Consider the following 21,006-nt stretch of genomic DNA (forward strand, 5'->3'; position numbering starts at 1 on the left):
ACGGGTGGCGTCCACCGGCAGCGCCCACTGGGTCTCGACGAGCTGGGCGCCTTCGACGGTGCGGATGAGGCCGCCGAGCAGGAAGGCCGCCCGCTCCTCCGTGGCCCGCAGCAGCAGCACGTCCCGGGCGTGCGGCATGGGGGCGTGCGGCTCGGCGTGGCTGGAGTCGCCGTCGTCCCACAGCGCGACCAGGCCGAGGTCCTGCACCGGGGCGAACATCGCGGCCCGGGTGCCGACGACCGCCCGGACGGCGCCCCGGCTGACCGCCAGCCAGCGCCGGTAGCGCGCCTCGGGGCCGGCATCCGCGGTGAGCAGGACGTGGTGGCCCTCGCCGAGCAGCGCGGTGAGCGCCGCGTCGACCCGGGCGGCGGCCCGGCCGTCGGGCAGCACCGCGAGCGCGCCGCGGCCCGAGGCGAGGGGGGCGGCGATGGCGGCGGCCAGCTCGGCGGGCCAGTGCGGGCCCGGCAGCGCGGTCCACACGGCGCGCGGGGAGTCACCGCGGCCCAGCGCGCGCAGCAGCGCGGGGCCGGTCGGATAGCGCGACCAGGTGCCGGGCTCCGGTGGGGCGGGGGTGGCGGGCGGTTCCGGGGAGGGCTTCTTCTCCACCCGGCCGTGCCGGGCGGGCACGGCGAGCTGGATCACGTCGGCGAGCGATCCGGCGTACCGGTCGGCGACCGCGCGGCAGAGCCGCAGCAGCGCCGGGCTGAGCACCGGCTCCGGGGACACCACCTGGGCGATCGCCGCGAGCGGGCCTGCGTAGTCGGACTCGGTGAGCCGGGCGACGACGAAACCGTCGATCAGCCCGCCGCCCTCACGGCGTCCGCTGACGACGTTGTGCGCCCCGGCGCCGAAGCGGACCCTGACCCGGACCCCGGGCTGCGCGTCCGCGTCCATCGCGGCGGGCACCGCGTAGTCGAAGTACTTGTCGAGGTGCAGCACGCCTTTGTCGACCAGGACGCGGGCGACGGGCAGCCCCTCGGCGAGATCGGCACCGCGCCAGGTGCCACGCCTGGCCTTGGGTTCCTTCGCCTTGCGCACGGACTCGCGGATGAGCGCCAGCTGCTCCCCCGCCGGTGGATTCGTCCGCTCGTCCTCGCTGCTCACAGCCCCAGTCCTACCAGACGTCCCGGACAGCGCGACGGCCCCGGACCGCAGGGTCCGGGGCCGTACGCGTGGTGCGGGTGTGTCTGCTGCCGGGTCCTACAGACCGGCGGCGGCGCGCAGCGCCTCGACACGGTCGGTGCGCTCCCAGGTGAAGTCCGGCAGCGCGCGGCCGAAGTGGCCGTACGCGGCGGTCTGGGAGTAGATCGGACGCAGCAGGTCCAGGTCGCGGATGATCGCGGCCGGGCGCAGGTCGAAGACCGACGCGATGGCCTGCTCGATCTTCTCGACGTCCACGGACGCGGTGCCGAAGGTCTCGACGAACAGACCCACGGGCTCGGCCTTGCCGATCGCGTAGGCGACCTGGACCTCGCAGCGCGAGGCGAGGCCCGCGGCGACGACGTTCTTGGCGACCCAGCGCATGGCGTACGCGGCGGAACGGTCGACCTTGGACGGGTCCTTGCCCGAGAAGGCACCGCCGCCGTGACGGGCCATGCCGCCGTAGGTGTCGATGATGATCTTGCGGCCGGTGAGGCCGGCGTCGCCCATCGGGCCGCCGATCTCGAAGCGACCGGTCGGGTTCACCAGCAGGCGGTAACCCTCGGTCTCCAGCTTGATGCCGTCACCGAGCAGCGCCTTGAGCTCGTGCTCGACGACGAACTCGCGGATGTCGGGCGCGAGCAGCGACTCGAGGTCGATGTCCGAGGCGTGCTGCGAGGAGACGACCACGGTGTCGAGGCGGACGGCCTTGTCGCCGTCGTACTCGATGGTGACCTGGGTCTTGCCGTCCGGGCGCAGGTACGGGATGGTCCCGTTCTTGCGGACCTCGGAGAGCCGGCGGGCGAGCCGGTGTGCCAGGTGGATCGGCAGCGGCATCAGCTCGGGGGTCTCGTCGCAGGCGTAGCCGAACATCAGGCCCTGGTCGCCGGCGCCCTGCTTGTCGAGCTCGTCCTCGTCACCCTCGACACGCTGCTCGTAAGCGGTGTCCACACCCTGGGCGATGTCGGGCGACTGCGCGCCGATGGACACCGAGACGCCGCACGAGGCGCCGTCGAAGCCCTTCTTCGACGAGTCGTAGCCGATCTCGAGGATCTTGTTGCGCACCAGGGTCGCGATGTCCGCGTATCCCTTGGTGGTGACCTCACCGGCGACGTGCACCTGGCCGGTGGTGATCAGCGTCTCGACCGCGACCCTGGAGGTCGGGTCCTCCTTGAGGAGGGCGTCGAGGATCGTGTCGCTGATCTGGTCAGCGATCTTGTCGGGATGTCCCTCGGTGACGGACTCCGAGGTAAACAGGCGGCGGGACACATTGCTCCCTGGGGTTGCAGCGGCTGCTGGCTGATCATGGGGTGGGACGCGCGGGGCTGCGCCCGGCGTTCCGTGGCTAGTTTATCGTTCGCTCCGGCCGGACCGACAAGCCATCTCGGTACTTGGATATGCCGTGACCTGCGACACCACTGGCGCCGGTACGACGATCGGCCTTGTCGCACGGGCAGAATGCCGCAGAATTCCGGTTTTGGTACACCCGGAGGAAACTATTTCACGTCAACCGGGCCAGCGTGAGATCCCACACCTGGTCGGCGAGGGCTTCCTTCGGACCGTACGGTACCGGGGTCTCGCTGCCGTCCGCACCCAGCACCACGGCTTCGTTCTCCTCGGAGCCGAACGCCTTGTGGTCCCCGACCTCGTTGACAACGAGCAGGTCACAGCCCTTGCGGAGCAGTTTGGCCCGACCGTTCGCCAGTACATCGTCGGTTTCGGCGGCGAACCCGACGATGAGCTGTCCGGGGTATGAACGTTGTGTGGCGAGTTCGGCGAGGACGTCGGGGTTGCGGACGAGTTCCAGGGGCGGCTGCTCCTGGTCGTCCTTCTTCTTGATCTTGCCTTCGGCGTAGTACGCGGGCCGGAAGTCCGCCACGGCCGCCGCCATGACGACCACATCGGCGTCCGCCGCCGCCTTCAGCACCGCCTCGCGCAGCTGCAGCGCGGTGCCGACCCGCACCACATCGGCGCCCGCCGGGTCGGCGAGGTCGGTGTTGGCGGCCACCAGGGTGACCCGGGCGCCGCGGGCGACCGCCGTACGGGCCAGTGCGTAGCCCTGCTTGCCCGAGGAGCGGTTGCCCAGGTAGCGCACCGGGTCCAGCGGCTCACGGGTGCCGCCGGCGCTGATCACCACATGGCGCCCGGCGAGATCGGTCGCGAGCCCCCGCGGGCCGCGGGCGAGCACCCGGCGGCAGACCTCGAAGATCTCGGCGGGGTCGGGCAGCCGGCCCTTGCCGGTGTCCACACCGGTCAGCCGGCCGACGGCGGGCTCGATCACGATCGCGCCCCGGCGGCGCAGGGTGGCGACGTTCTCCTGGGTGGCGGGGTGTTCCCACATCTCGGTGTGCATGGCCGGCGCGAACACCACCGGACATCGCGCGGTGAGCAGAGTGTTGGTGAGCAGGTCGTCGGCGAGGCCGTGCGCGGCCTTGGCGAGCAGGTCGGCGGTGGCCGGGGCGACCACCACGAGGTCGGCGTGCTGGCCGATCCTGACGTGCGGGACTTCCTGGACGTCGTCCCACACCCGGGTCGAGACGGGGTTGCCGGACAGCGCCGACCAGGTGGCCTCTCCCACGAAGTGCAGCGCCGAATCGGTGGGGACCACGCGTACGCCGTGCCCGGACTCGGTGAGCCGCCGCAGCAGCTCGCACGCCTTGTAGGCGGCGATCCCGCCGCTCACCCCCAGGACGACCTGTGGCTGGCCCATCGTCTCTCCCGCCGAGCTGTGGATTCTCTGGTGTCCATCACACACCACGGGCCCGGCAGCGGTGCTGCCGGGCCCGTGGTGACAAGGATTCGGGTACTGCTAGCCGGCCGACTCGATGGCCTCGGAGGTCAGCAGTCCCGCGTTGATCTCGCGCAGCGCGATCGACAGCGGCTTCTCGTGGACGTGGGTGTCCACCAGGGGGCCGACGTACTCCAGCAGGCCTTCACCGAGCTGGGAGTAGTACGCGTTGATCTGGCGCGCGCGCTTGGCCGCGTAGATCACCAGGCTGTACTTCGAGTCCGTGGCCTCGAGCAGCTCGTCGATCGGCGGGTTGATGATGCCCTCGGGCGTGGTGATGGAAGAGGACATTCTCTACCTACCCCTACTTGCTTGTGGAAAAGAATGGAAGTGGATCATACAACTCTCATCAAGGCTAGCAGCTCACGTGCTACATCCTCGACGGAGGTATTGACAAGGGTGATGTCGAACTCGGATTCGGCAGCCAGTTCGACCTTGGCCGCGGCCAGCCGCCGCTCGATCACCTCGGGCGATTCGGTGCCCCGCCCGGTGAGCCGGCGGACCAGCTCGTCCCAGCTCGGAGGGGCCAGGAAGACGAGCTGCGCCTCGGGCATCGACTGGCGGACCAGCCGGGCACCCTGCAGATCGATCTCCAGCAGCACGGGTTCGCCCGCGTCGAGCCGGTCCAGGACCGCCTTGCGCGGGGTGCCGTAGCGGCTGCCCGCGAACTCGGCCCACTCCAGCAGTTCACCGTTGGCGACGAGCTTGTCGAACTCGTCGTTGTCCACGAAGAAGTAGTGCACTCCGTGCTGCTCGCCCGGCCGTGGCCGACGAGTGGTGGCCGACACCGAGAGCCATACCTCGGGGTGGACCTTGCGCATATGAGCGACGACCGTGCTCTTGCCGACCCCGGAGGGGCCGGAGAGCACGGTCAGCCGCGGACGTACGTCCGGGGGCACGGGGGACGTCCCCCGGGATGTTGCAGCCATGAAGCGATTATCCCGGTTCCCGGAGGTGCTGGGGACCGTCAGGCGGCGCCGCCGCCGAATTCACGCTCCAAAGATGCGATCTGGTTGGAGCCGAGACCCCGCACCCGGCGGCTTTCGGAGATGCCGAGCCGCTCCATGATCTGCTTGGCGCGGACCTTGCCCACACCGGGCAGGGACTCAAGGAGGGCCGAGACCTTCATCTTGCCGATGACATCGTTCTCTCGGCCCGACTTGATGACCTCGTGCAGCGAAGCGCCGGAGTGCTTGAGCCGATTCTTGACCTCGGCGCGCTCCCGGCGAGCCGCAGCGGCCTTCTCGAGCGCGGCAGCGCGCTGTTCAGGGGTAAGGGGCGGAAGAGCCACGCCTACGTCACCTCGGATATCGAACTGTCGGATACGGACCGGTTGTGGAACCTAGTCGCCCTCACCTGCAGGGCAACGAACGAAGCACTTGCGTGCTCGCTCTCGTCGGAGACTAGCGGTCACGGCGGCTCAAGTCAGCGAGAACAGACGAAAAGTCCTGGTCAGACTCGATCCGCTGGGATTTTTAGGACATATCGGCACCGGTTGACGCTGTCGCGGCTCCCGACAGGGGTCCTGAAGGGCGCCGGTTGCCGCTCAGCCCGCCAGGGCGGCACGGACCTCGTCGGAGAACCGGGCCGCGGCGTCCCGCAGTCCGGCCGCGTCGGGGCCGTGCCGCAGCACATCGCGGCTCACGCTCGGGAGGACGTTGCCGACCGCGGACCCGAAGAGCCCGGGAAGACCGGCGGGCGTCGCGCCCTGGGCGCCGATACCGGGGGCCAGCAGCGGCCCGTTGACGTCCAGGTCCGCGCCGGCCTCGCCGAGGGTGGCACCGACCACGGCGCCGACGGATCCGAGCGGCCGCTCGCCGGCGTTCTCCGCCGCGATGTGGTCGAGCATCACCTGGGCGAGCGACTTACCGTTCGCCGCCGTGGCCCGCTGGACCTCGGCGCCCTCCGGGTTGGAGGTCAGAGCGAGGACGAAGACCCCGGCGCCGGAGATCCGCGCCGCGTCCAGCGCGGGGCGCAGCGAGCCGAAGCCGAGGTACGGGCTGACGGTGACCGCGTCGGAGAAGAGCGGGGAGTCCTTGTCGAGGAACGTGGCGGCGTAGGCGGCCATGGTGGAGCCGATGTCACCGCGCTTGGCGTCCATCAGCACCAGCGCGCCGGCGGCGCGGGCGTCGGCGACGGCCCGCTCCAGCACGGCGATGCCCTTCGAGCCGAAGCGCTCGAAGAACGCGCTCTGCGGCTTGAGGACGGCGACCCGGTCGGCGAGGGCCTCGACCACGGTGCGGGTGAAGCGCTCCAGACCGGCCACGTCGTCGTTGAGGCCCCAGGAGGTCAGCAGCGCCGCGTGCGGGTCGATGCCGACGCAGAGCTGACCGCGGGTGTCCATCGCGTGCCGCAGCCGCGCGCCGAAGGGTTCCAGGTTCTCCACGCTCATGAGCTCACCTTCCGGTGTTCGGCGCCGACCGCGTCGGCGAGGGTGGCGTACGGGCTCGCGGCCAGCCGGGCCGCGAGGCCCTTGTGGAGGGCGCGGCACCAGAACGGGCCCTCGTAGATGAAGGCGCTGTACCCCTGGACCAGGGTGGCGCCGGCCAGGATGCGCTCCCAGACGTCGTCGGCGGTCGTGACGCCGCCGACCCCGACCAGGGTGATCCGGTCGCCGACCCGGGCGTACAGCCGGCTCAGCACCTCCAGTGAGCGGGATCGCAGCGGAGCGCCGGACAGCCCGCCGGTCTCCTGGACCAGCGCCGGGTCCGAGGTCAGCCCCAGGCCGTCGCGGGCGATCGTGGTGTTGGTGGCGATGATGCCGTCCAGACCGAGTTCGACGGCGAGGTCGGCGACCGCGTCGATGTCGTCGTCGGCCAGGTCGGGGGCGATCTTCACCAGCAGCGGTACCCGGCGGGTGGTGACCGTGCGGTCGGCGGCCTCGCGCACCGCGGTCAGCAGCGGGCGCAGCTGGTCGACGGCCTGCAGATTGCGCAGGCCCGGGGTGTTCGGCGACGAGACGTTGACGACGAGGTAGTCCGCGTGGGCCGCGAGCCGCTCGGTGGACGTCACGTAGTCCCCGGTGGCCTCGTTCTCGGGGACCACCTTGGTCTTGCCGATGTTGACGCCGACCGTCGTCCGGAAGACCGGGTTACGGGCCGCCAGCCGGGCGGCGACCGCGGCGGAGCCCTCGTTGTTGAAGCCCATGCGGTTGATCAGCGCCCGGTCCTGGACGAGGCGGAAGAGCCGTTTCTTCGGGTTGCCGGACTGCGGCTGCCCGGTGACGGTGCCGATCTCGATGTGGTCGAAGCCGAGCATCGCCATGCCGTCGATCGCGACGGCGTTCTTGTCGAAGCCGGCCGCGAGGCCGAACGGGCCGTGCATGCGCAGGCCCAGCGCCTCGGTGCGCAGCGCCTTGTGGCGGGGCGCGAGCACGGCCGCCACGAGGGTACGCAGGACCGGGACGCGGGCGGCGAACCGGATCCAGGCGAACGCCAGGTGGTGCGCCCGCTCGGGGTCCATGCGCCGGAAGAGCAGTCGGAAGAGGAGGGGATACATGCGGAGCCTTCTACGGGATTCTGCGGGGCGGCGGTCACATGGCGAGGGGGACACCGGTCGGTGTCCCCCTCCTGGCGCTATCCCTCGCGGGCGGCGTTCAGCCGTTCCGCGTGTTCCTGCAGCGATCTGACCCCGATGTCACCGCGGTTGAGCGCGTCGATGCCCTGCACGGCGGCGGCGAGCGCCTGCACCGTGGTCAGGCACGGGACACCGCGGGAGACCGCGGCGGTCCTGATGTCGTAGCCGTCGAGGCGGCCGCCGGTGCCGAACGGGGTGTTGACGATCAGGTCGATCTTGCCGTCGTGGATCAGCTGCACCACGGTCGGCTCACCGTCCGGGCCGGTGCCCTCGCTCTGCTTGCGCACGATGGTGGCGTGGATGCCGTTACGGCGCAGCACCTCGGCGGTGCCGGAGGTGGCGAGCAGTTCGAAGCCGTGGTCGGCGAGCGCGCGGGCCGGGAAGACCAGGTTGCGCTTGTCGCGGTTGGCCACCGAGATGAACGCGGTGCCCTTGGTGGGCAGCGCGCCGTACGCGCCGGCCTGGGACTTGGCGTAGGCGGTGCCGAAGACGGAGTCGATGCCCATGACCTCGCCCGTGGAGCGCATCTCCGGGCCCAGCACGGTGTCGACGCCGCGGCCGTGGATGTCGCGGAAGCGGCTCCACGGCATGACGGCCTCCTTGACGGAGATCGGCGCGTCCAGCGGCAGGGTGCCGCCGTCGCCGGTCTTCGGGAGCATGCCCTCGGCCCGCAGTTCGGCGACGGTCGCACCGAGCGAGATCCGGGCGGCGGCCTTGGCCAGCGGCACCGCGGTCGCCTTCGAGGTGAAGGGGACGGTGCGCGAGGCGCGCGGGTTGGCCTCGAGGACATAGAGGATGTCCCCGGCCAGCGCGAACTGGATGTTGATCAGACCCTGGACGCCGACACCCTTGGCGATGGCCTCGGTGGAGGCGCGCAGCCGCTTGATGTCGTAGCCGCCGAGGGTCATCGGGGGCAGTGCGCAGGCGGAGTCGCCGGAGTGGATACCGGCCTCCTCGATGTGCTCCATGACGCCGCCGAGGTAGAGCTCGGTGCCGTCGTAGAGCGCGTCGACGTCGATCTCGATGGCGTCGTCGAGGAACCGGTCGACCAGGACCGGGCGGGTCGGGCTGATCTCGGTGGACTCGGCGATGTACGAGGAGAGCCGGGCCTCCTCGTAGACGATCTCCATACCGCGGCCGCCGAGCACGTACGACGGGCGGACCAGGACCGGGTAACCGATCTCGTCGGCGATGGCCTTGGCCTCGTCGAAGGTGGTCGCGGTGCCGTGCTTGGGGGCGGGCAGTCCGGCCTCGGCCAGGACGCGGCCGAAGGCGCCGCGGTCCTCGGCAAGGTGGATGGCCTCGGGCGAGGTGCCGACGATCGGCACCCCGTTGTCCTTGAGGGCCTGCGCCAGGCCGAGTGGGGTCTGGCCGCCGAGCTGGACGATGACGCCCGCGATCGGGCCGGCCAGCGACTCGGCGTGCACGATCTCCAGCACGTCCTCGAGCGTCAGCGGCTCGAAGTACAGGCGGTCGGAGGTGTCGTAGTCCGTCGAGACGGTCTCGGGGTTGCAGTTGACCATCACGGTCTCGTAGCCCGCGTCGTGCAGCGCGAACGAGGCGTGGACGCAGGAGTAGTCGAACTCGATGCCCTGGCCGATGCGGTTGGGGCCCGAGCCGAGGATGATCACGGCGGGCTTCTCGCGCGGCGCGACCTCGGACTCCTCGTCGTAGGACGAGTAGAAGTACGGGGTCTTGGCGGCGAACTCGGCGGCGCAGGTGTCGACCGTCTTGTAGACCGGGCGCACCCCCAGCGCGTGCCGGACCTCGCGCACGACGTCCTCGCGCAGTCCCCGGATCTCACCGATCTGAATGTCGGAGAACCCGTGCCGCTTGGCGTCGGCGAGCAGCTCGGGGCCGAGCTTGTCGGCGGCCGCCAGATCGTCGGCGACCTCCTTGATCAGGAAGAGCTGGTCGGTGAACCACGGGTCGATCCGCGTCGCGTCGAAGATCTCCTCCGGGGTGGCGCCGGCGCGGATCGCCTGCATGACGGTGTTGATCCGGCCGTCGGTCGGCACCGCCGCCGTGGCCAGCAGCGCGTCCTTGTGGCCGGGCTCGCCGGTGAAGGTGAACTGGCTGCCCTTCTTCTCCAGCGAGCGCAGCGCCTTCTGCAGCGCCTCGGTGAAGTTGCGGCCCATCGCCATGGCCTCGCCGACCGACTTCATGGTGGTGGTGAGGGTCGCGTCGGCCGCCGGGAACTTCTCGAAGGCGAAGCGCGGCACCTTGACGACGACGTAGTCGAGCGTCGGCTCGAAGGACGCCGGGGTCTTCTCGGTGATGTCGTTCGGGATCTCGTCGAGCGTGTAGCCGACGGCGAGCCGGGCGGCGATCTTGGCGATCGGGAAGCCGGTGGCCTTGGAGGCGAGCGCCGAGGAGCGCGAGACCCGCGGATTCATCTCGATGACGATGACGCGGCCGTCTTCGGGGTTGATCGCGAACTGGATGTTGCAGCCGCCGGTGTCGACGCCGACCTCGCGGATGATCGCGATACCGACGTCCCGCAGGTTCTGGTACTCGCGGTCGGTCAGCGTCAGCGCCGGGGCGACGGTGATGGAGTCGCCGGTGTGGACGCCCATCGGGTCGAAGTTCTCGATGGAGCAGACGACCACGACGTTGTCGTTGCGGTCGCGCATCAGCTCCAGCTCGTACTCCTTCCAGCCGAGGATGGACTCCTCCAGGAGCACCTCGGTGGTCGGCGAGAGCGTGAGGCCCTGGCCGGCGATACGGCGCAGTTCTTCCTCGTCGTGGGCGAAGCCGGAGCCGGCGCCGCCCATGGTGAAGGACGGGCGGACGACGACGGGGTAGCCGCCGAGGGTGTCCACCCCCGAGATGACGTCGTCCATCGAGTGGCAGATGACGGAGCGGGCGGACTCGCCGTAGCCGATCTTGGCGTTGACGGCCTCGACGACGCCCTTGAAGAGCTGGCGGTCCTCGCCCTTGTTGATCGCCTCGACGTTGGCGCCGATCAGCTCGACGTTGTACTTGTCCAGGACGCCGTTGTCGTGCAGCGAGATCGCCGTGTTGAGCGCGGTCTGGCCGCCGAGGGTGGGCAGGAGCGCGTCGGGGCGCTCCTTGGCGATGATCTTCTCGACGTACTCCGGCGTGATCGGCTCGACGTAGGTGGCGTCGGCGATCTCGGGGTCGGTCATGATCGTGGCCGGGTTGGAGTTCACGAGGATGACCCGCAGGCCCTCGGACTTCAGCACCCGGCAGGCCTGGGTACCGGAGTAGTCGAACTCCGCTGCCTGGCCGATGACGATCGGGCCGGAGCCGATGACCAGGACGGACTGGATATCGGTGCGCTTAGGCACGCTGGCCCTCCATCAGAGATACGAAGCGGTCGAACAGGTACGCGGCGTCGTGCGGGCCGGCGGCTGCTTCGGGGTGGTACTGGACGCTGAACGCCAGCTGGTCGAGGAGGTGGAGTCCCTCGACCACGTTGTCGTTCAGGCAGACGTGGCTGACCTCGGCCCGGCCGTAGGGCGTGTCGGAGACCGTGTCGAGCGGCGCGTCGACGGCGAAGCCGTGGTTGTGCGCGGTGACCTCGACCTTGCCGGTGGTGCGGTCCTGGACCGGCTGGTTGATGCCGCGGTGGCCGTACTTGAGCTTGTAGGTGCCGAACCCGAGCGCGCGGCCCAGGATCTGGTTGCCGAAGCAGATGCCGAAGAGCGGGGTCTTCCGCTCCAGCACACCGCGCATCACCGCGACCGGGTGGTCGGCGGTGGCCGGGTCGCCGGGGCCGTTGGAGAAGAACACCCCGTCGGGCGCGACGGCGTACACGTCCTCGACGGTCGCGGTGGCGGGCAGCACATGGACCTCGATGCCGCGCTCGGCCATCCGCTGCGGCGTCATCGCCTTGATGCCGAGGTCGATCGCGGCCACGGTGAAGCGCTTGGTGCCGATCGCCGGGACGATGTACGACTCCTTGGTCGCCACCTCGGCCGACAGGTCGGCGCCCTTCATCTCGGGCGCCTGGAGGACCTTGGCGAGCAGGTCCGCGTCGGTGCCGATGCCGGCACCGGAGAAGATGCCGACCCGCATGGCGCCGCGCTCGCGCAGATGGCGGGTGAGGGCGCGGGTGTCGATGCCGCTGATGCCGACGACGCCCTGGTTGCGGAGTTCCTCGTCGAGGGTGCGGCGGGCGCGCCAGTTGGAGGAGACCCGGGCGGGGTCGCGGACCACATAGCCGGCGACCCAGATGCGGGAGGACTCCGGGTCCTCGTCGTTGACGCCGGTGTTGCCGATGTGCGGGGCCGTCATGACGACCACCTGGCGGTGGTACGACGGGTCGGTCAGCGTCTCCTGGTAACCGGACATGCCGGTGGAGAAGACGGCCTCGCCGAAGGTCTCCCCCACCGCGCCGTAAGCACGGCCGCGGAAGATCCGGCCGTCTTCCAGGACGAGTACGGCGGGGGTCCTGTCTGCCCGCTGAGTGGAGGTCGTCATCGTGGGCCTTCCTGGTGGAGCGGGGCGGCGACGGCACTGTCGCCGGGGTGCTGGTCGGGTTCGGGGGCGTCCGCTGCGGATGCCGCGGCCCCGGATGTTGATGCCATGGAGTCGACCGCGTCGACCCAGCCGGCGTGCTCGGCCGCGTGCTCGGAGCGGAAGCCCGAGTCGATGAGCCGGCCGCCGTGCTCCCAGGTGATCACCAGCAGGCCGCCCTCGGTGAGGACCTTGCCGGCGATGCCCTTGTCGAGCCGGGCGCCGCGCAGTGCGGCGGTGGGGACGAAGAAGTCCGGCGCGCCGGTCCGTTCCGCGCGCAGGCCCTGCTCCGTCAGAGTGAGCACGACCATGCTGCGCACCCCGAGACCGTGGGCGACGATGCGGTCAAGCCACTGACCCGCGGTGGTGCTGCCGTGGTAGCGGCCCTCGAGGGTCAGCAGCGGTTCGGCGCCGTCCTCGGGGGCGGTGGGCAGCTCGGGCAGGCCGCCCTGCAGGGTGCCGCGCCACTTCCAGCCCTCGCGCATCAGCCAGTAGACGAGCGCGACGAACAGGCCCAGGCCGACGATCCAGCCGATCCGTGCGGACCAGTCGGTGACCTGCTGGGACTTCTGGTCCGCCGCCAGCAGAAGAGTCAGAGTTGTCACGCGAGTTTCCCGTCCACGACCGTCGCCCTGCCCCGCAGGAAGGTGGCGATCACCCGGCCCGGCAGCTCGCGGCCCTCGTACGGGGTGTTGCGGCTGCGGGAGGCGAAGCCCGCGGGGTTCACCACTCCACGGTATGCCGGATCGACGAGAGTGAGGTTCGCGGGCTCGCCCGCGGCGACCGGCCGTCCGTGTCCTGCCAGCCGGCCGATGGCGGCGGGCCGCGCCGACATGCGGTCGGCGACGCCGGCCCAGTCGAGCAGACCGGTGTCGACCATCGTCTGCTGGACGACGGACAGCGCGGTCTCCAGGCCCACCATGCCCATGGCGGCCGCGGCCCACTCGCAGTCCTTGTCCTCGTGCGGGTGCGGCGCGTGGTCGGTGGCGACGCAGTCGATGGTGCCGTCGGCCAGCGCCTCGCGCAGCGCCATGACGTCGGCCTCGGTGCGCAGCGGCGGGTTGACCTTGTAGACCGGGTTGTACGAGCGGACCAGCTCGTCGGTGAGCAGCAGGTGGTGCGGGGTGACCTCGGCGGTCACGTTCCAGCCCTTGGACTTGGCCCAGCGGACGATCTCGACGGAGCCGGCCGTGGACAGGTGGCAGATGTGCACCCGGGAGTCGACGTGCGCGGCGAGCAGCACATCGCGGGCGATGATCGACTCCTCGGCGACGGCCGGCCAGCCGATCAGGCCCAGTTCGCCGGAGACGATGCCCTCGTTCATCTGGGCGCCCTCTGTGAGGCGGGGCTCCTGGGCGTGCTGGGCGACGACACCGTCGAAGGCCTTCACGTACTCCAGCGCGCGGCGCATGATCACCGCGTCGTCGACGCACTTGCCGTCGTCGGAGAAGACCCGCACACCGGCGGCGGAGTCGGCCATCGCGCCGAGCTCGGCGAGCTGCTTGCCCGCCAGGCCGACGGTGACGGCGCCGACCGGCTGCACGTCGCAGTAGCCGGACTCGCGGCCGAGCCGCCAGACCTGCTCGACGACGCCCGCGGTGTCCGCGACGGGGAAGGTGTTGGCCATCGCGTGCACGGCGGTGTAGCCGCCGATGGCGGCGGCGCGGGTGCCGGTCAGGACCGTCTCGGAGTCCTCGCGGCCCGGCTCGCGCAGATGGGTGTGCAGGTCGACGAGGCCCGGCAGGAGGATCATGCCGTCGGCCTCGACGACGGTGGCGTCGCCGGCCTCCAGAGCGGTTCCGACGGCGGCGATCGTCTCGCCGTCGATCAGGACGTCCTGCGGGTCGCCGCCAAGGATCTTCGCGCCTCGGATCAGGGTCTTGCTCATGACTGGTGGTTCTCCTCGGTGCGGGCGGCGGGGGCGGCCGTGGCGATGGCGGGTTCGTTCCCGCCGAGCAGCAGGTACAGGACGGCCATCCGGATGCTGACGCCGTTGGCGACCTGCTCGACGACGGTGCAGCGCTCGGAGTCGGCGACCTCGGCGGTGATCTCCATGCCGCGGTTCATCGGGCCGGGGTGCATGACGATGGCGTGTTCCGGCAGGGCGGCCATCCGGCCGCCGTCGAGGCCGTAGCGGCGGGAGTACTCGCGCTCGGTGGGGAAGAACGCGGCGTTCATCCGTTCGCTCTGCACCCGCAGCATCATCACGGCGTCGGACTTGGCGAGCACCGCGTCCAGGTCGTAGGAGACGTCGCAGGGCCAGGTGTCCACGCCGATCGGCAGCAGGGTCGGCGGGGCGACCAGGGTGACCTGGGCGCCGAGCGTGTTGAGCAGATGGACGTTGGAGCGGGCGACCCGGCTGTGCAGGATGTCGCCGACGATCGTGATCCGGCGGCCCGCCAGATCGCGCCCGCTTCCGTCACCGGGGCCGCGGTGGAACGTGGGGCCGCCGTCCTTCGCGCCCGCCAGGTGGCGGCGCATGGTGAAGGCGTCGAGCAGCGCCTGGGTGGGGTGTTCGTGGGTGCCGTCACCGGCGTTGACGACCGAGCCGCCGATCCAGCCGGAGGTGGCGAGCCGGTGCGGGGCTCCGGAGGAGCCGTGCCGGATGACGACGGCGTCGGCGCCCATCGCCTCCAGGGTCAGCGCGGTGTCCTTGAGGGACTCGCCCTTGGAGACCGAGGAGCCCTTGGCGGAGAAGTTGATGACATCGGCGGAGAGCCGCTTGGCGGCGGCCTCGAAGGAGATGCGGGTGCGGGTCGAGTCCTCGAAGAAGAGGTTGACGACGGTGCGGCCGCGCAGGGTCGGCAGCTTCTTGATCGGCCGGTCGGCCACGCGGGCCATTTCCTCGGCGGTGTCGAGTACGAGGATGGCGTCGTCGCGGGTCAGGTCGGCGGCCGAGATCAGGTGGCGCTTCATCGGGTCACTCCGAAGGGGGTACTGGGACGGCGGAGGGCATGCTCGTGGGCCCGGACCACACAGGGGTCCGGGCCGTGCTTGCGCTATTCGTCCGCCGGGGAGCCCTCGCGCACGCCGAGGAGGACCGTGTCACGGCCGTCCTCTTCGGTGAGGTGGACCTTGACGGTCTCGCGCAGCGAGGTGGGGAGGTTCTTGCCGACGTAGTCGGCCCGGATCGGGAGTTCGCGGTGGCCGCGGTCGACCAGGACGGCGAGCTGTACGGCTCGCGGCCGGCCGATGTCGTTGAGCGCGTCGAGGGCGGCGCGGATCGTGCGGCCCGAGAAGAGCACGTCGTCGACGAGGATCACCAGCCGGCCGTCGACGCCGTCACCGGGGATGTCGGTGCGGGCCAGCGCGCGGGCCGGGTGCAGCCGCAGGTCGTCGCGGTACATGGTGATGTCGAGCGACCCGACCGGGACCTTGCGGCCGGTGATGTCGGCGAGCTTGTCGGCCAGTCTGCGGGCGAGGAAGACACCGCGGGTGGGAATGCCGAGGAGCACCACGTCGTCGGCGCCCTTGGCGCGTTCGACGATCTCGTGGGCGATGCGGGTCAGGACCCGGGCCATGTCCGGTGCTTCGAGCACCGGGCGTGCGGATGTACTGCGGTCTTCAGCCATGAAGGGCTCTCCTTCCCCGCCTCACAGGACGGGTCTTAAAGGACGCCAGGGATACAGCCTCACGTTACCAGGCGCGCAGGTCGCGTTCTCGGGCGGTCACCCGCACGATAGGCACACCGGTACGAATCGGACGCTCGTGCAGTACAGGGAGACCGGTCCGGACCATTCGGCTTGACGAAGTCAAATTACGCTGCGTAACCTCACAGTGAGTCACCGAGATTCCGTCCGGGGAGCCTTATGTCCAGCGATTACGCCAAACAGCTCGGAGCCAAGCTCCGCGCCATCCGCACGCAGCAGGGTCTCTCCCTTCACGGCGTCGAGGAGAAGTCCCAGGGCCGCTGGAAGGCCGTCGTCGTCGGCTCGTACGAGCGTGGCGACCGCGCCGTGACCGTACAGCGACTCGCCGAGCTGGCGGACTTCTACGGAGTGCCGGTCCAGGAACTGCTGCCCGGCACCACGCCGGGCGGGGCCGCCGAGCCGCCGCCGAAGCTTGTCCTGGACCTGGAGCGACTGTCCCAGGTCCCGCCGGACAAGGCCGGTCCGCTGCAGCGCTACGCCGCCACCATCCAGAGCCAGCGCGGGGACTACAACGGCAAGGTGCTGTCGATCCGCCAGGACGACCTGCGCACGCTGGCCGTGATCTACGACCAGTCGCCGTCGGTCCTCACCGAGCAGCTCATCGGCTGGGGCGTCCTCGACGCCGACGCGCGCCGCGCGGTTCAGCACGAAGACGGCTGAAAACGGCTGTCAAACACAAGTGCAGAAACGTACCGCCCGGGGCGGTGTCCGCAGGGACACCGCCCCGGGCGGTTCTGTTTGCCCCGGAGCCCGGAAGGGGCCCGCGGCGGTCTCCGTCACTCGTACGGCCCAGTCCGCGCCCGGTAGAGCCGGCCGATGACTTCCGGCAGCAGCCGTTCGGTCAGCCGGGGCGGCAGTTCCTGCAGGACCGCCAGCACCGGGGCCATCCGCTCCGGGAGCGCCCCGTCGTCGGAAATGCCGGCGAGCTGGAGGGCCAGAGCGACCTCCTCGGGGCCGAGCGTGTCGGGATCGAGCTGGGCGGCGAGCCCGGCGAGCCCTTCGTCGACGGTGGCCGGGCCGAGGTCACGGGCCCGCCGTACGGCGCCGCCGAGCTCCTCCAGCAGCAGGGCGATCCGCCCGGGGGACGCCACCGCGGCCGTGACGGTCAGATGCAGATTGGGCGGGGAGCCGCCGAAGGCGGGCTGCGGCTGCAGGAACCACCCGCGCAGCCGCATCTCGTCGGCGACGACGAAGGGGTCGAGCCCCGGGTCGTCGGAGGCCACGGCGACCAGCGACGCCTGCGGGCTGCCCAGCACCCGCAGCCCGTCGATTCGGCCGATGCCCCCGACGAGGGCCTGTACCGCCTCGTGCACGCGCCCGGAGAGCTCGGCGTAGGCCGAGGGGCCGATCCGCCGCAGGACCGCCCAGGCGGCGGCCAGCGGCCCGGCGGACTTGGTGCCCTGGAGCGTCGCGTTGACCACCGGGTAGCCGGGCCATGAGGCGTCCGCGAACCAGCCGTGCCGGCGCAGCTCGGCGTCCCGGAGGAGCAGCACCGAGGCGCCCTTGGGGGTGTACGCGTACTTGTGCAGGTCCACCGAGAGCGACGTGACGCCCGGCACCGCCAGGTCGAACGCGGGCGGCCGGGGCAGCGTCCTGGGCAGGTGCGCCAGGTACCAGCCGCCGATGCAGGCGTCGACATGGCACAGCACCCCGCGCCCGGCCGCCGCGGCGGCGATCTCGGTGACCGGATCGATCACCCCGTGGGCGTAGGACGGTGCCGAGGCCACCACCAGGGCCGTCCGGTCGGTGGTGGCGGCCGCCATGGCCTCCGGGCGGGCCCGGAACGTCACCGGGTCCACCGGGACCGTGACGACGGTCAGGCCGAAGAGCGCGGCGGCCTTGCGGAAGGCCGCGTGGGCGGTGGCGGGCAGCACGAGTTCCGGGGCGGTGACGCCCCGGGTGCGGCGGGCGTGGTTCCGGGCGGTCAGCACGGCGAGCAGACAGCTCTCGGTACCGCCGCTGGTGAAGGTGCCGGCTGTCCGGTCGTCCCCGCCGAGCAGTCCGGCGGCCCGGCCGACGATGTCGTTCTCCAGGGCCACCACGCTGGGAAAGGCCGTCATGTCCAGGCCGTTGACCCCGGCGAAGGCCGCCTGGGCGCGCTCCGCGAGGTCGTCGAGACCGTCCAGCCCGGAGTCGTAGACGTACGCCATGGTGCGGCCGCCGCGCACCGGCAGGTCCTGGGACCGCAGCGCCGTCAGCCGGTCGATGATCTCCTGATCGGTCTCCTGATCGGACATGCCAGCGAAACTAGGCCACCGTCCGGGAAACGCACCAGGCCCAAAGCAGAAGATTGTTCAGCTTCTGCTCCGGGCCTGGTCGGTGCGGGTGACGCTATCGCCGGAGAGTCGGCTTGAGGTCCTTCAGACGGGCCAGCAGCCCGTTGACGAAGGCGGGCGACTCATCGGTGGAGAACTCCTTGGCGAGCTGGACCGCCTCGTCCAGCACGACCGCGTCCGGGGTCTCGTCCTCCCAGATCAACTCATAGGTGCCGAGCCGCAGGACGTTCCGGTCGACGACCGGCATCCGGTCCAGCGTCCAGCCCACCGAGTAGGTCGCGAGCAGCTCGTCGATGCGGGGCGCGTTGGCGGCGTACCCCTCGACCAGCTGCATGGTGTACTCGGTGACCGGCGGCTGCCGGTCGTCGGTCCGGGCGAGCCGGATCCAGTCCGCCATGGCGGTCTTCGGGTCGACACCCCGCTGATCCGCTTCGAAGAGGATCTGGAAGGCACGCTTGCGGGCCTTGTTCCGAGCAGCCACGTTAGCTGTTCACCCGGCCGAGATAGTCACCCGAACGGGTGTCGACCTTGATCTTCTCACCGGTGGTGATGAAGAGCGGAACGCCGATCTCGTAGCCGGTCTCGAGCCGGGCCGGCTTGGAGCCACCGGTGGACCGGTCGCCCTGGACACCCGGCTCGGTGTACTCGATGACCAGCTCGACGGAGGCCGGGAGCTCGATGTAGAGCGGAGCGCCCTCGTACATCGCCACGACGGCCTCGAAGCCTTCGAGGAGGTAGTTGGCGGCGTCGCCGACGACCTCGGGGGTGATGTACACCTGGTCGAAGGTGTCGGTGTCCATGAAGACGAAGTCGGTGCCGTCCTTGTAGGAGAACTGCATACCGCGCTTGTCGACGTTGGCCGTCTCGACCTTGATGCCGGCGTTGAAGGTCTTGTCGACGACCTTGCCGGACAGCACGTGCTTGAGCTTCGTGCGGACGAAGGCGGGGCCCTTGCCGGGCTTGACGTGCTGGAACTCGACAACGGTCCAGAGCTGGCCGCCGTCGAGCTTGAGCACGAGGCCGTTCTTGAGGTCGTTCGTGGATGCCACGGTTGCGGAATCTCCTGAAAGTGCAGCTTCGGAGACCGAGGGGGCGCGCCCTTTTACAGGGCGAGCAGTTCCTTGGTCGTAATGGTGAGTAGCTCGGGCCCGCCGTCCGTCGGTGGACGTACGACGAGTGTGTCGTCGATGCGGACACCGCCGCGGCCCGGAAGGTGGACCCCCGGTTCGACGGTGACCGGCACGCAAGCGTCCAGTTTACCCATGGCCGCAGGTGACAGCCGAGGGTCCTCGTCGATTTCGAGTCCCACGCCGTGTCCCGTCACCTCTCCGAGGGCCTCCCCGTAGCCCGCGGCGGCCAGTACGGAGCGTGCCGCGTGGTCCACATCACGGCAGGCCACACCGGGTGCGAGCGCCTCCCGGCCGGCCCGCTGGGCGGCGAAGACCAGCTCGTACAGCTCGATCTGCCAGTCGGCGGGAGAAGTCCCCACGACGAAGGTGCGGCCGACCTCGCAGCGGTATCCGCGGTAGCAGGCGCCGAGCCGGACGGTGAGGAAGTCGCCCTCCTCGACGCGCCGGTCGGTGGGGACGTGCCGCGCGGCCCCCGAGTGCGGCCCGGTGCCCACACAGGTGGGGAAGGCCGGACCGTCCGCGCCGTGGTCGACCAGCCGGCGCTCCAGTTCCAGCGCGAGGTGCCGCTCGGTCCTGCCGACCAGGATCGACTCCAGCAGCTCGCCGAGCGCCTGGTCGGCGAGTTCGGCGGCGATCCGGATCGAGGCGATCTCCTGCTCGTCCTTGACCACCCGCAGCTGTTCCACGGCCCCGCGGAGGTCGGTCAGCCGCAGGCCTGGCGCGACCGAGCCGATCGCCCGGTGCCGGCTGACCGTGAGGTGGTGTTCCTCGACGGCCAGCGTGTCGCCCCGCCGGTCGAGGACCAGTCCGGCGGCGGCCACCACCGGATCGCCGTCCGACCGGGCCAGGACCACGGTCCGTACGTCCTCCGGCGGCTGCGCCTCGGACAGGTCCCCGACCGCGGGGCGGCTGCGGACCAGCGCGTCCTGGTCGCCGGGGCCGATCAGCAGGACCGCGCCGGCCGGCGCGCAGCCGGTCAGATAGCGGACGTTCGCGGGGCGGGAGACCAGCGCCGCCGCCGCTCCGGACGCCGCGCATCGGTCGCGCAGGCGCTCTCTGCGGGCTGCGTGCACGTCGGACATGTCGCGAGCGTACGTGCGGGCCGTCCGGGGGGCCGCCCGAGCGCGTCCGACCGGGGACGGCCCGCCGGGCTACCAGACGGGCGGGCCCTGGACGCTGCGGGCCACGACCCGGTCCAGGGCCGCGGCCGCCGCGACCACGTCGAGCTGCGAATTGTCGATGATCGGCAGTCCTGATCCGTACCAGCCGGCCATCCGGCCGTGGATCCGGGCGACCTCCTCGTCGGACAGCCGCCGGTTCCCGTTGCGCGCGGCGTTGCGGGCCAACACCACGTCCAGGCCCGGGAGCAGGACGACCGGCAGCAGGCCGGGGCCGACGTGCCGCTTCCAGCCACCGAGGCCGACGACCGGCCGGTCCGGGAAGACCGCGTCGTCGATGATGCACGATATGCCGTTGGCCAGGAAGTTCCGGGCCGAGAAGCCGCAGGTGCGGCGGGCCAGCCGGTACTGGGCCTCGGAGTGCTCGTTCCAGCCGGCCTGCGGGTCCGCGAAACCGGAGCGGACCCACTCGCGGACGTCGTCGAGGCTGATGTGGGCGGTCGGTACGCCGCGGTTGTCCGCCCAGTGCCGGGCGATGGTGGTCTTGCCGGCCCCGGCCGCGCCGATCAGCAGGACCGCCACGGGCCCCGGGCCGCCGCCCGGCGGCGAGCCGCCGGAAGCGGCGGGCAGCTGGACCGGGCCGGCGGCAGGCAGGGGGAAGTGGCCGGTGGTGCTGGGGGCCGGCTGAGGTCCCGGCCGGCCGGGCTGCGGTGCCCCCACAGCGTGCTGCATCCCGTCCCACTCCATCTCGTGCCGGAGGTTCTGCTTCCGTGACGGCCGGGAACAGGCCGTTCGAACCGAACCGTACCGTCCCCGGAGGCTCTTGTGTGAACGGCCGGGGAGCGG

Annotated in this window: 19 protein-coding genes and 1 pseudogene; 1 reads left to right on the plus strand and 19 read right to left on the minus strand. The window is 71.0% G+C overall.

What is annotated here, in order from left to right; genetic code table 11:
- The 14 genes and pseudogenes from O3W51_RS14390 to pyrR all read right to left on the minus strand — a co-directional run.
- Window positions 1-1,104, minus strand: a pseudogene (locus O3W51_RS14390) (primosome assembly protein PriA); the annotation flags it as partial.
- Between the two features lie 96 nt (window positions 1,105-1,200).
- A complete protein-coding gene (gene metK, locus O3W51_RS14395; RefSeq protein WP_138352590.1) occupies window positions 1,201-2,409 on the minus strand; it encodes a methionine adenosyltransferase in 1,209 nt (402 codons plus the stop codon).
- 232 nt (window positions 2,410-2,641) lie between these two features.
- Window positions 2,642-3,850 carry a bifunctional phosphopantothenoylcysteine decarboxylase/phosphopantothenate--cysteine ligase CoaBC gene (gene coaBC / locus O3W51_RS14400; protein WP_138352591.1) on the minus strand — a complete coding sequence of 403 codons (1,209 nt, stop codon included), beginning with the start codon at window positions 3,848-3,850 and terminating at the stop codon, window positions 2,642-2,644.
- A 99-nt stretch (window positions 3,851-3,949) separates the two neighbouring features.
- Complete coding sequence (rpoZ, locus tag O3W51_RS14405) at window positions 3,950-4,219, minus strand: DNA-directed RNA polymerase subunit omega (RefSeq protein ID WP_138352592.1); 270 nt, start codon at window positions 4,217-4,219, stop codon at window positions 3,950-3,952.
- A gap of 44 nt (window positions 4,220-4,263) precedes the next feature.
- Window positions 4,264-4,857 (minus strand): guanylate kinase, encoded by a 594-nt coding sequence (gmk, locus tag O3W51_RS14410; RefSeq protein WP_269286054.1) that lies wholly within the window; start codon window positions 4,855-4,857, stop codon window positions 4,264-4,266.
- Between the two features lie 38 nt (window positions 4,858-4,895).
- Entirely contained in the window at window positions 4,896-5,219 is a 324-nt protein-coding gene (locus tag O3W51_RS14415) for an integration host factor (RefSeq protein WP_138352594.1), read from the minus strand.
- Between the two features lie 255 nt (window positions 5,220-5,474).
- The gene (pyrF, locus tag O3W51_RS14420; protein WP_138352595.1) at window positions 5,475-6,320 is read right to left on the minus strand and encodes an orotidine-5'-phosphate decarboxylase; all 846 of its coding nucleotides are present in this window, start codon (window positions 6,318-6,320) and stop codon (window positions 5,475-5,477) included.
- A complete protein-coding gene (locus tag O3W51_RS14425; RefSeq protein ID WP_138352596.1) occupies window positions 6,317-7,426 on the minus strand; it encodes a quinone-dependent dihydroorotate dehydrogenase in 1,110 nt (369 codons plus the stop codon). Before O3W51_RS14425 ends, pyrF begins: the two co-directional genes overlap by 4 nt.
- A 77-nt stretch (window positions 7,427-7,503) precedes the next feature.
- On the minus strand, window positions 7,504-10,815 hold the full coding sequence (carB, locus tag O3W51_RS14430; RefSeq protein ID WP_198357472.1) for a carbamoyl-phosphate synthase large subunit: 3,312 nt from the start codon (window positions 10,813-10,815) through the stop codon (window positions 7,504-7,506).
- Window positions 10,808-11,950, minus strand: coding sequence for a glutamine-hydrolyzing carbamoyl-phosphate synthase small subunit (gene carA / locus O3W51_RS14435; protein WP_269286057.1), 1,143 nt, complete (start codon window positions 11,948-11,950; stop codon window positions 10,808-10,810). The genes carB and carA overlap by 8 nt, the downstream gene beginning before the upstream one ends.
- Entirely contained in the window at window positions 11,947-12,591 is a 645-nt protein-coding gene (locus O3W51_RS14440) for a PH-like domain-containing protein (RefSeq protein WP_244809091.1), read from the minus strand. Before O3W51_RS14440 ends, carA begins: the two co-directional genes overlap by 4 nt.
- Window positions 12,588-13,874: a dihydroorotase gene (locus tag O3W51_RS14445; RefSeq protein ID WP_138352599.1), complete on the minus strand. Its 1,287-nt coding sequence runs from the start codon at window positions 13,872-13,874 to the stop codon at window positions 12,588-12,590. The genes O3W51_RS14440 and O3W51_RS14445 overlap by 4 nt, the downstream gene beginning before the upstream one ends.
- Entirely contained in the window at window positions 13,871-14,902 is a 1,032-nt protein-coding gene (locus O3W51_RS14450; RefSeq protein ID WP_138352600.1) for an aspartate carbamoyltransferase catalytic subunit, read from the minus strand. Before O3W51_RS14450 ends, O3W51_RS14445 begins: the two co-directional genes overlap by 4 nt.
- Before the next feature lie 83 nt (window positions 14,903-14,985).
- Window positions 14,986-15,558, minus strand: coding sequence for a bifunctional pyr operon transcriptional regulator/uracil phosphoribosyltransferase PyrR (gene pyrR / locus O3W51_RS14455; protein WP_138352601.1), 573 nt, complete (start codon window positions 15,556-15,558; stop codon window positions 14,986-14,988).
- Between the two features lie 237 nt (window positions 15,559-15,795).
- On the opposite strand from pyrR, the gene bldD reads away from it, so the two are divergent.
- The gene (bldD, locus tag O3W51_RS14460; protein WP_138352602.1) at window positions 15,796-16,296 is read left to right on the plus strand and encodes a transcriptional regulator BldD; all 501 of its coding nucleotides are present in this window, start codon (window positions 15,796-15,798) and stop codon (window positions 16,294-16,296) included.
- A 116-nt stretch (window positions 16,297-16,412) separates the two neighbouring features.
- On the opposite strand, the gene O3W51_RS14465 is transcribed toward bldD, so the two are convergent.
- The 5 genes from O3W51_RS14465 to O3W51_RS14485 all read right to left on the minus strand — a co-directional run bounded on the left by O3W51_RS14465 (window position 16,413) and on the right by O3W51_RS14485 (window position 20,892).
- Window positions 16,413-17,873, minus strand: a complete 1,461-nt coding sequence (locus O3W51_RS14465) for a pyridoxal phosphate-dependent decarboxylase family protein (RefSeq protein WP_138352603.1) — start codon at window positions 17,871-17,873, stop codon at window positions 16,413-16,415.
- A gap of 94 nt (window positions 17,874-17,967) precedes the next feature.
- Complete coding sequence (gene nusB, locus O3W51_RS14470) at window positions 17,968-18,393, minus strand: transcription antitermination factor NusB (protein ID WP_138352604.1); 426 nt, start codon at window positions 18,391-18,393, stop codon at window positions 17,968-17,970.
- Between the two features lies 1 nt (window position 18,394).
- Window positions 18,395-18,961, minus strand: coding sequence for an elongation factor P (gene efp, locus O3W51_RS14475; protein ID WP_138352605.1), 567 nt, complete (start codon window positions 18,959-18,961; stop codon window positions 18,395-18,397).
- 53 nt (window positions 18,962-19,014) lie between these two features.
- The gene (locus O3W51_RS14480) at window positions 19,015-20,124 is read right to left on the minus strand and encodes an aminopeptidase P family protein (protein ID WP_138352606.1); all 1,110 of its coding nucleotides are present in this window, start codon (window positions 20,122-20,124) and stop codon (window positions 19,015-19,017) included.
- 69 nt (window positions 20,125-20,193) lie between these two features.
- Window positions 20,194-20,892, minus strand: coding sequence for an AAA family ATPase (locus O3W51_RS14485; RefSeq protein ID WP_138352607.1), 699 nt, complete (start codon window positions 20,890-20,892; stop codon window positions 20,194-20,196).
- Window positions 20,893-21,006 lie beyond the last annotated feature (114 nt).

This window comes from Streptomyces sp. H39-C1 (genome assembly GCF_027158125.1).
In the GTDB taxonomy this organism is placed as follows: Bacteria; Actinomycetota; Actinomycetes; order Streptomycetales; family Streptomycetaceae; genus Actinacidiphila; species Actinacidiphila fildesensis.

Bases quoted from the DNA above. Each gene is read 5' to 3' on its own strand.
- coaBC (WP_138352591.1), bottom strand. From the start codon at position 3,850: ATGGGCCAGCCACAGGTCGTCCTGGGGGTGAGCGGCGGGATCGCCGCC.
- rpoZ (WP_138352592.1), bottom strand. From the start codon at position 4,219: ATGTCCTCTTCCATCACCACGCCCGAGGGCATCATCAACCCGCCGATC.
- gmk (WP_269286054.1), bottom strand. From the start codon at position 4,857: ATGGCTGCAACATCCCGGGGGACGTCCCCCGTGCCCCCGGACGTACGT.
- pyrF (WP_138352595.1), bottom strand. From the start codon at position 6,320: ATGAGCGTGGAGAACCTGGAACCCTTCGGCGCGCGGCTGCGGCACGCG.
- O3W51_RS14425 (WP_138352596.1), bottom strand. From the start codon at position 7,426: ATGTATCCCCTCCTCTTCCGACTGCTCTTCCGGCGCATGGACCCCGAG.
- carA (WP_269286057.1), bottom strand. From the start codon at position 11,950: ATGACGACCTCCACTCAGCGGGCAGACAGGACCCCCGCCGTACTCGTC.
- O3W51_RS14445 (WP_138352599.1), bottom strand. From the start codon at position 13,874: ATGAGCAAGACCCTGATCCGAGGCGCGAAGATCCTTGGCGGCGACCCG.
- O3W51_RS14450 (WP_138352600.1), bottom strand. From the start codon at position 14,902: ATGAAGCGCCACCTGATCTCGGCCGCCGACCTGACCCGCGACGACGCC.
- pyrR (WP_138352601.1), bottom strand. From the start codon at position 15,558: ATGGCTGAAGACCGCAGTACATCCGCACGCCCGGTGCTCGAAGCACCG.
- bldD (WP_138352602.1), top strand. From the start codon at position 15,796: ATGTCCAGCGATTACGCCAAACAGCTCGGAGCCAAGCTCCGCGCCATC.
- O3W51_RS14465 (WP_138352603.1), bottom strand. From the start codon at position 17,873: ATGTCCGATCAGGAGACCGATCAGGAGATCATCGACCGGCTGACGGCG.
- O3W51_RS14480 (WP_138352606.1), bottom strand. From the start codon at position 20,124: ATGTCCGACGTGCACGCAGCCCGCAGAGAGCGCCTGCGCGACCGATGC.
- O3W51_RS14485 (WP_138352607.1), bottom strand. From the start codon at position 20,892: ATGCAGCACGCTGTGGGGGCACCGCAGCCCGGCCGGCCGGGACCTCAG.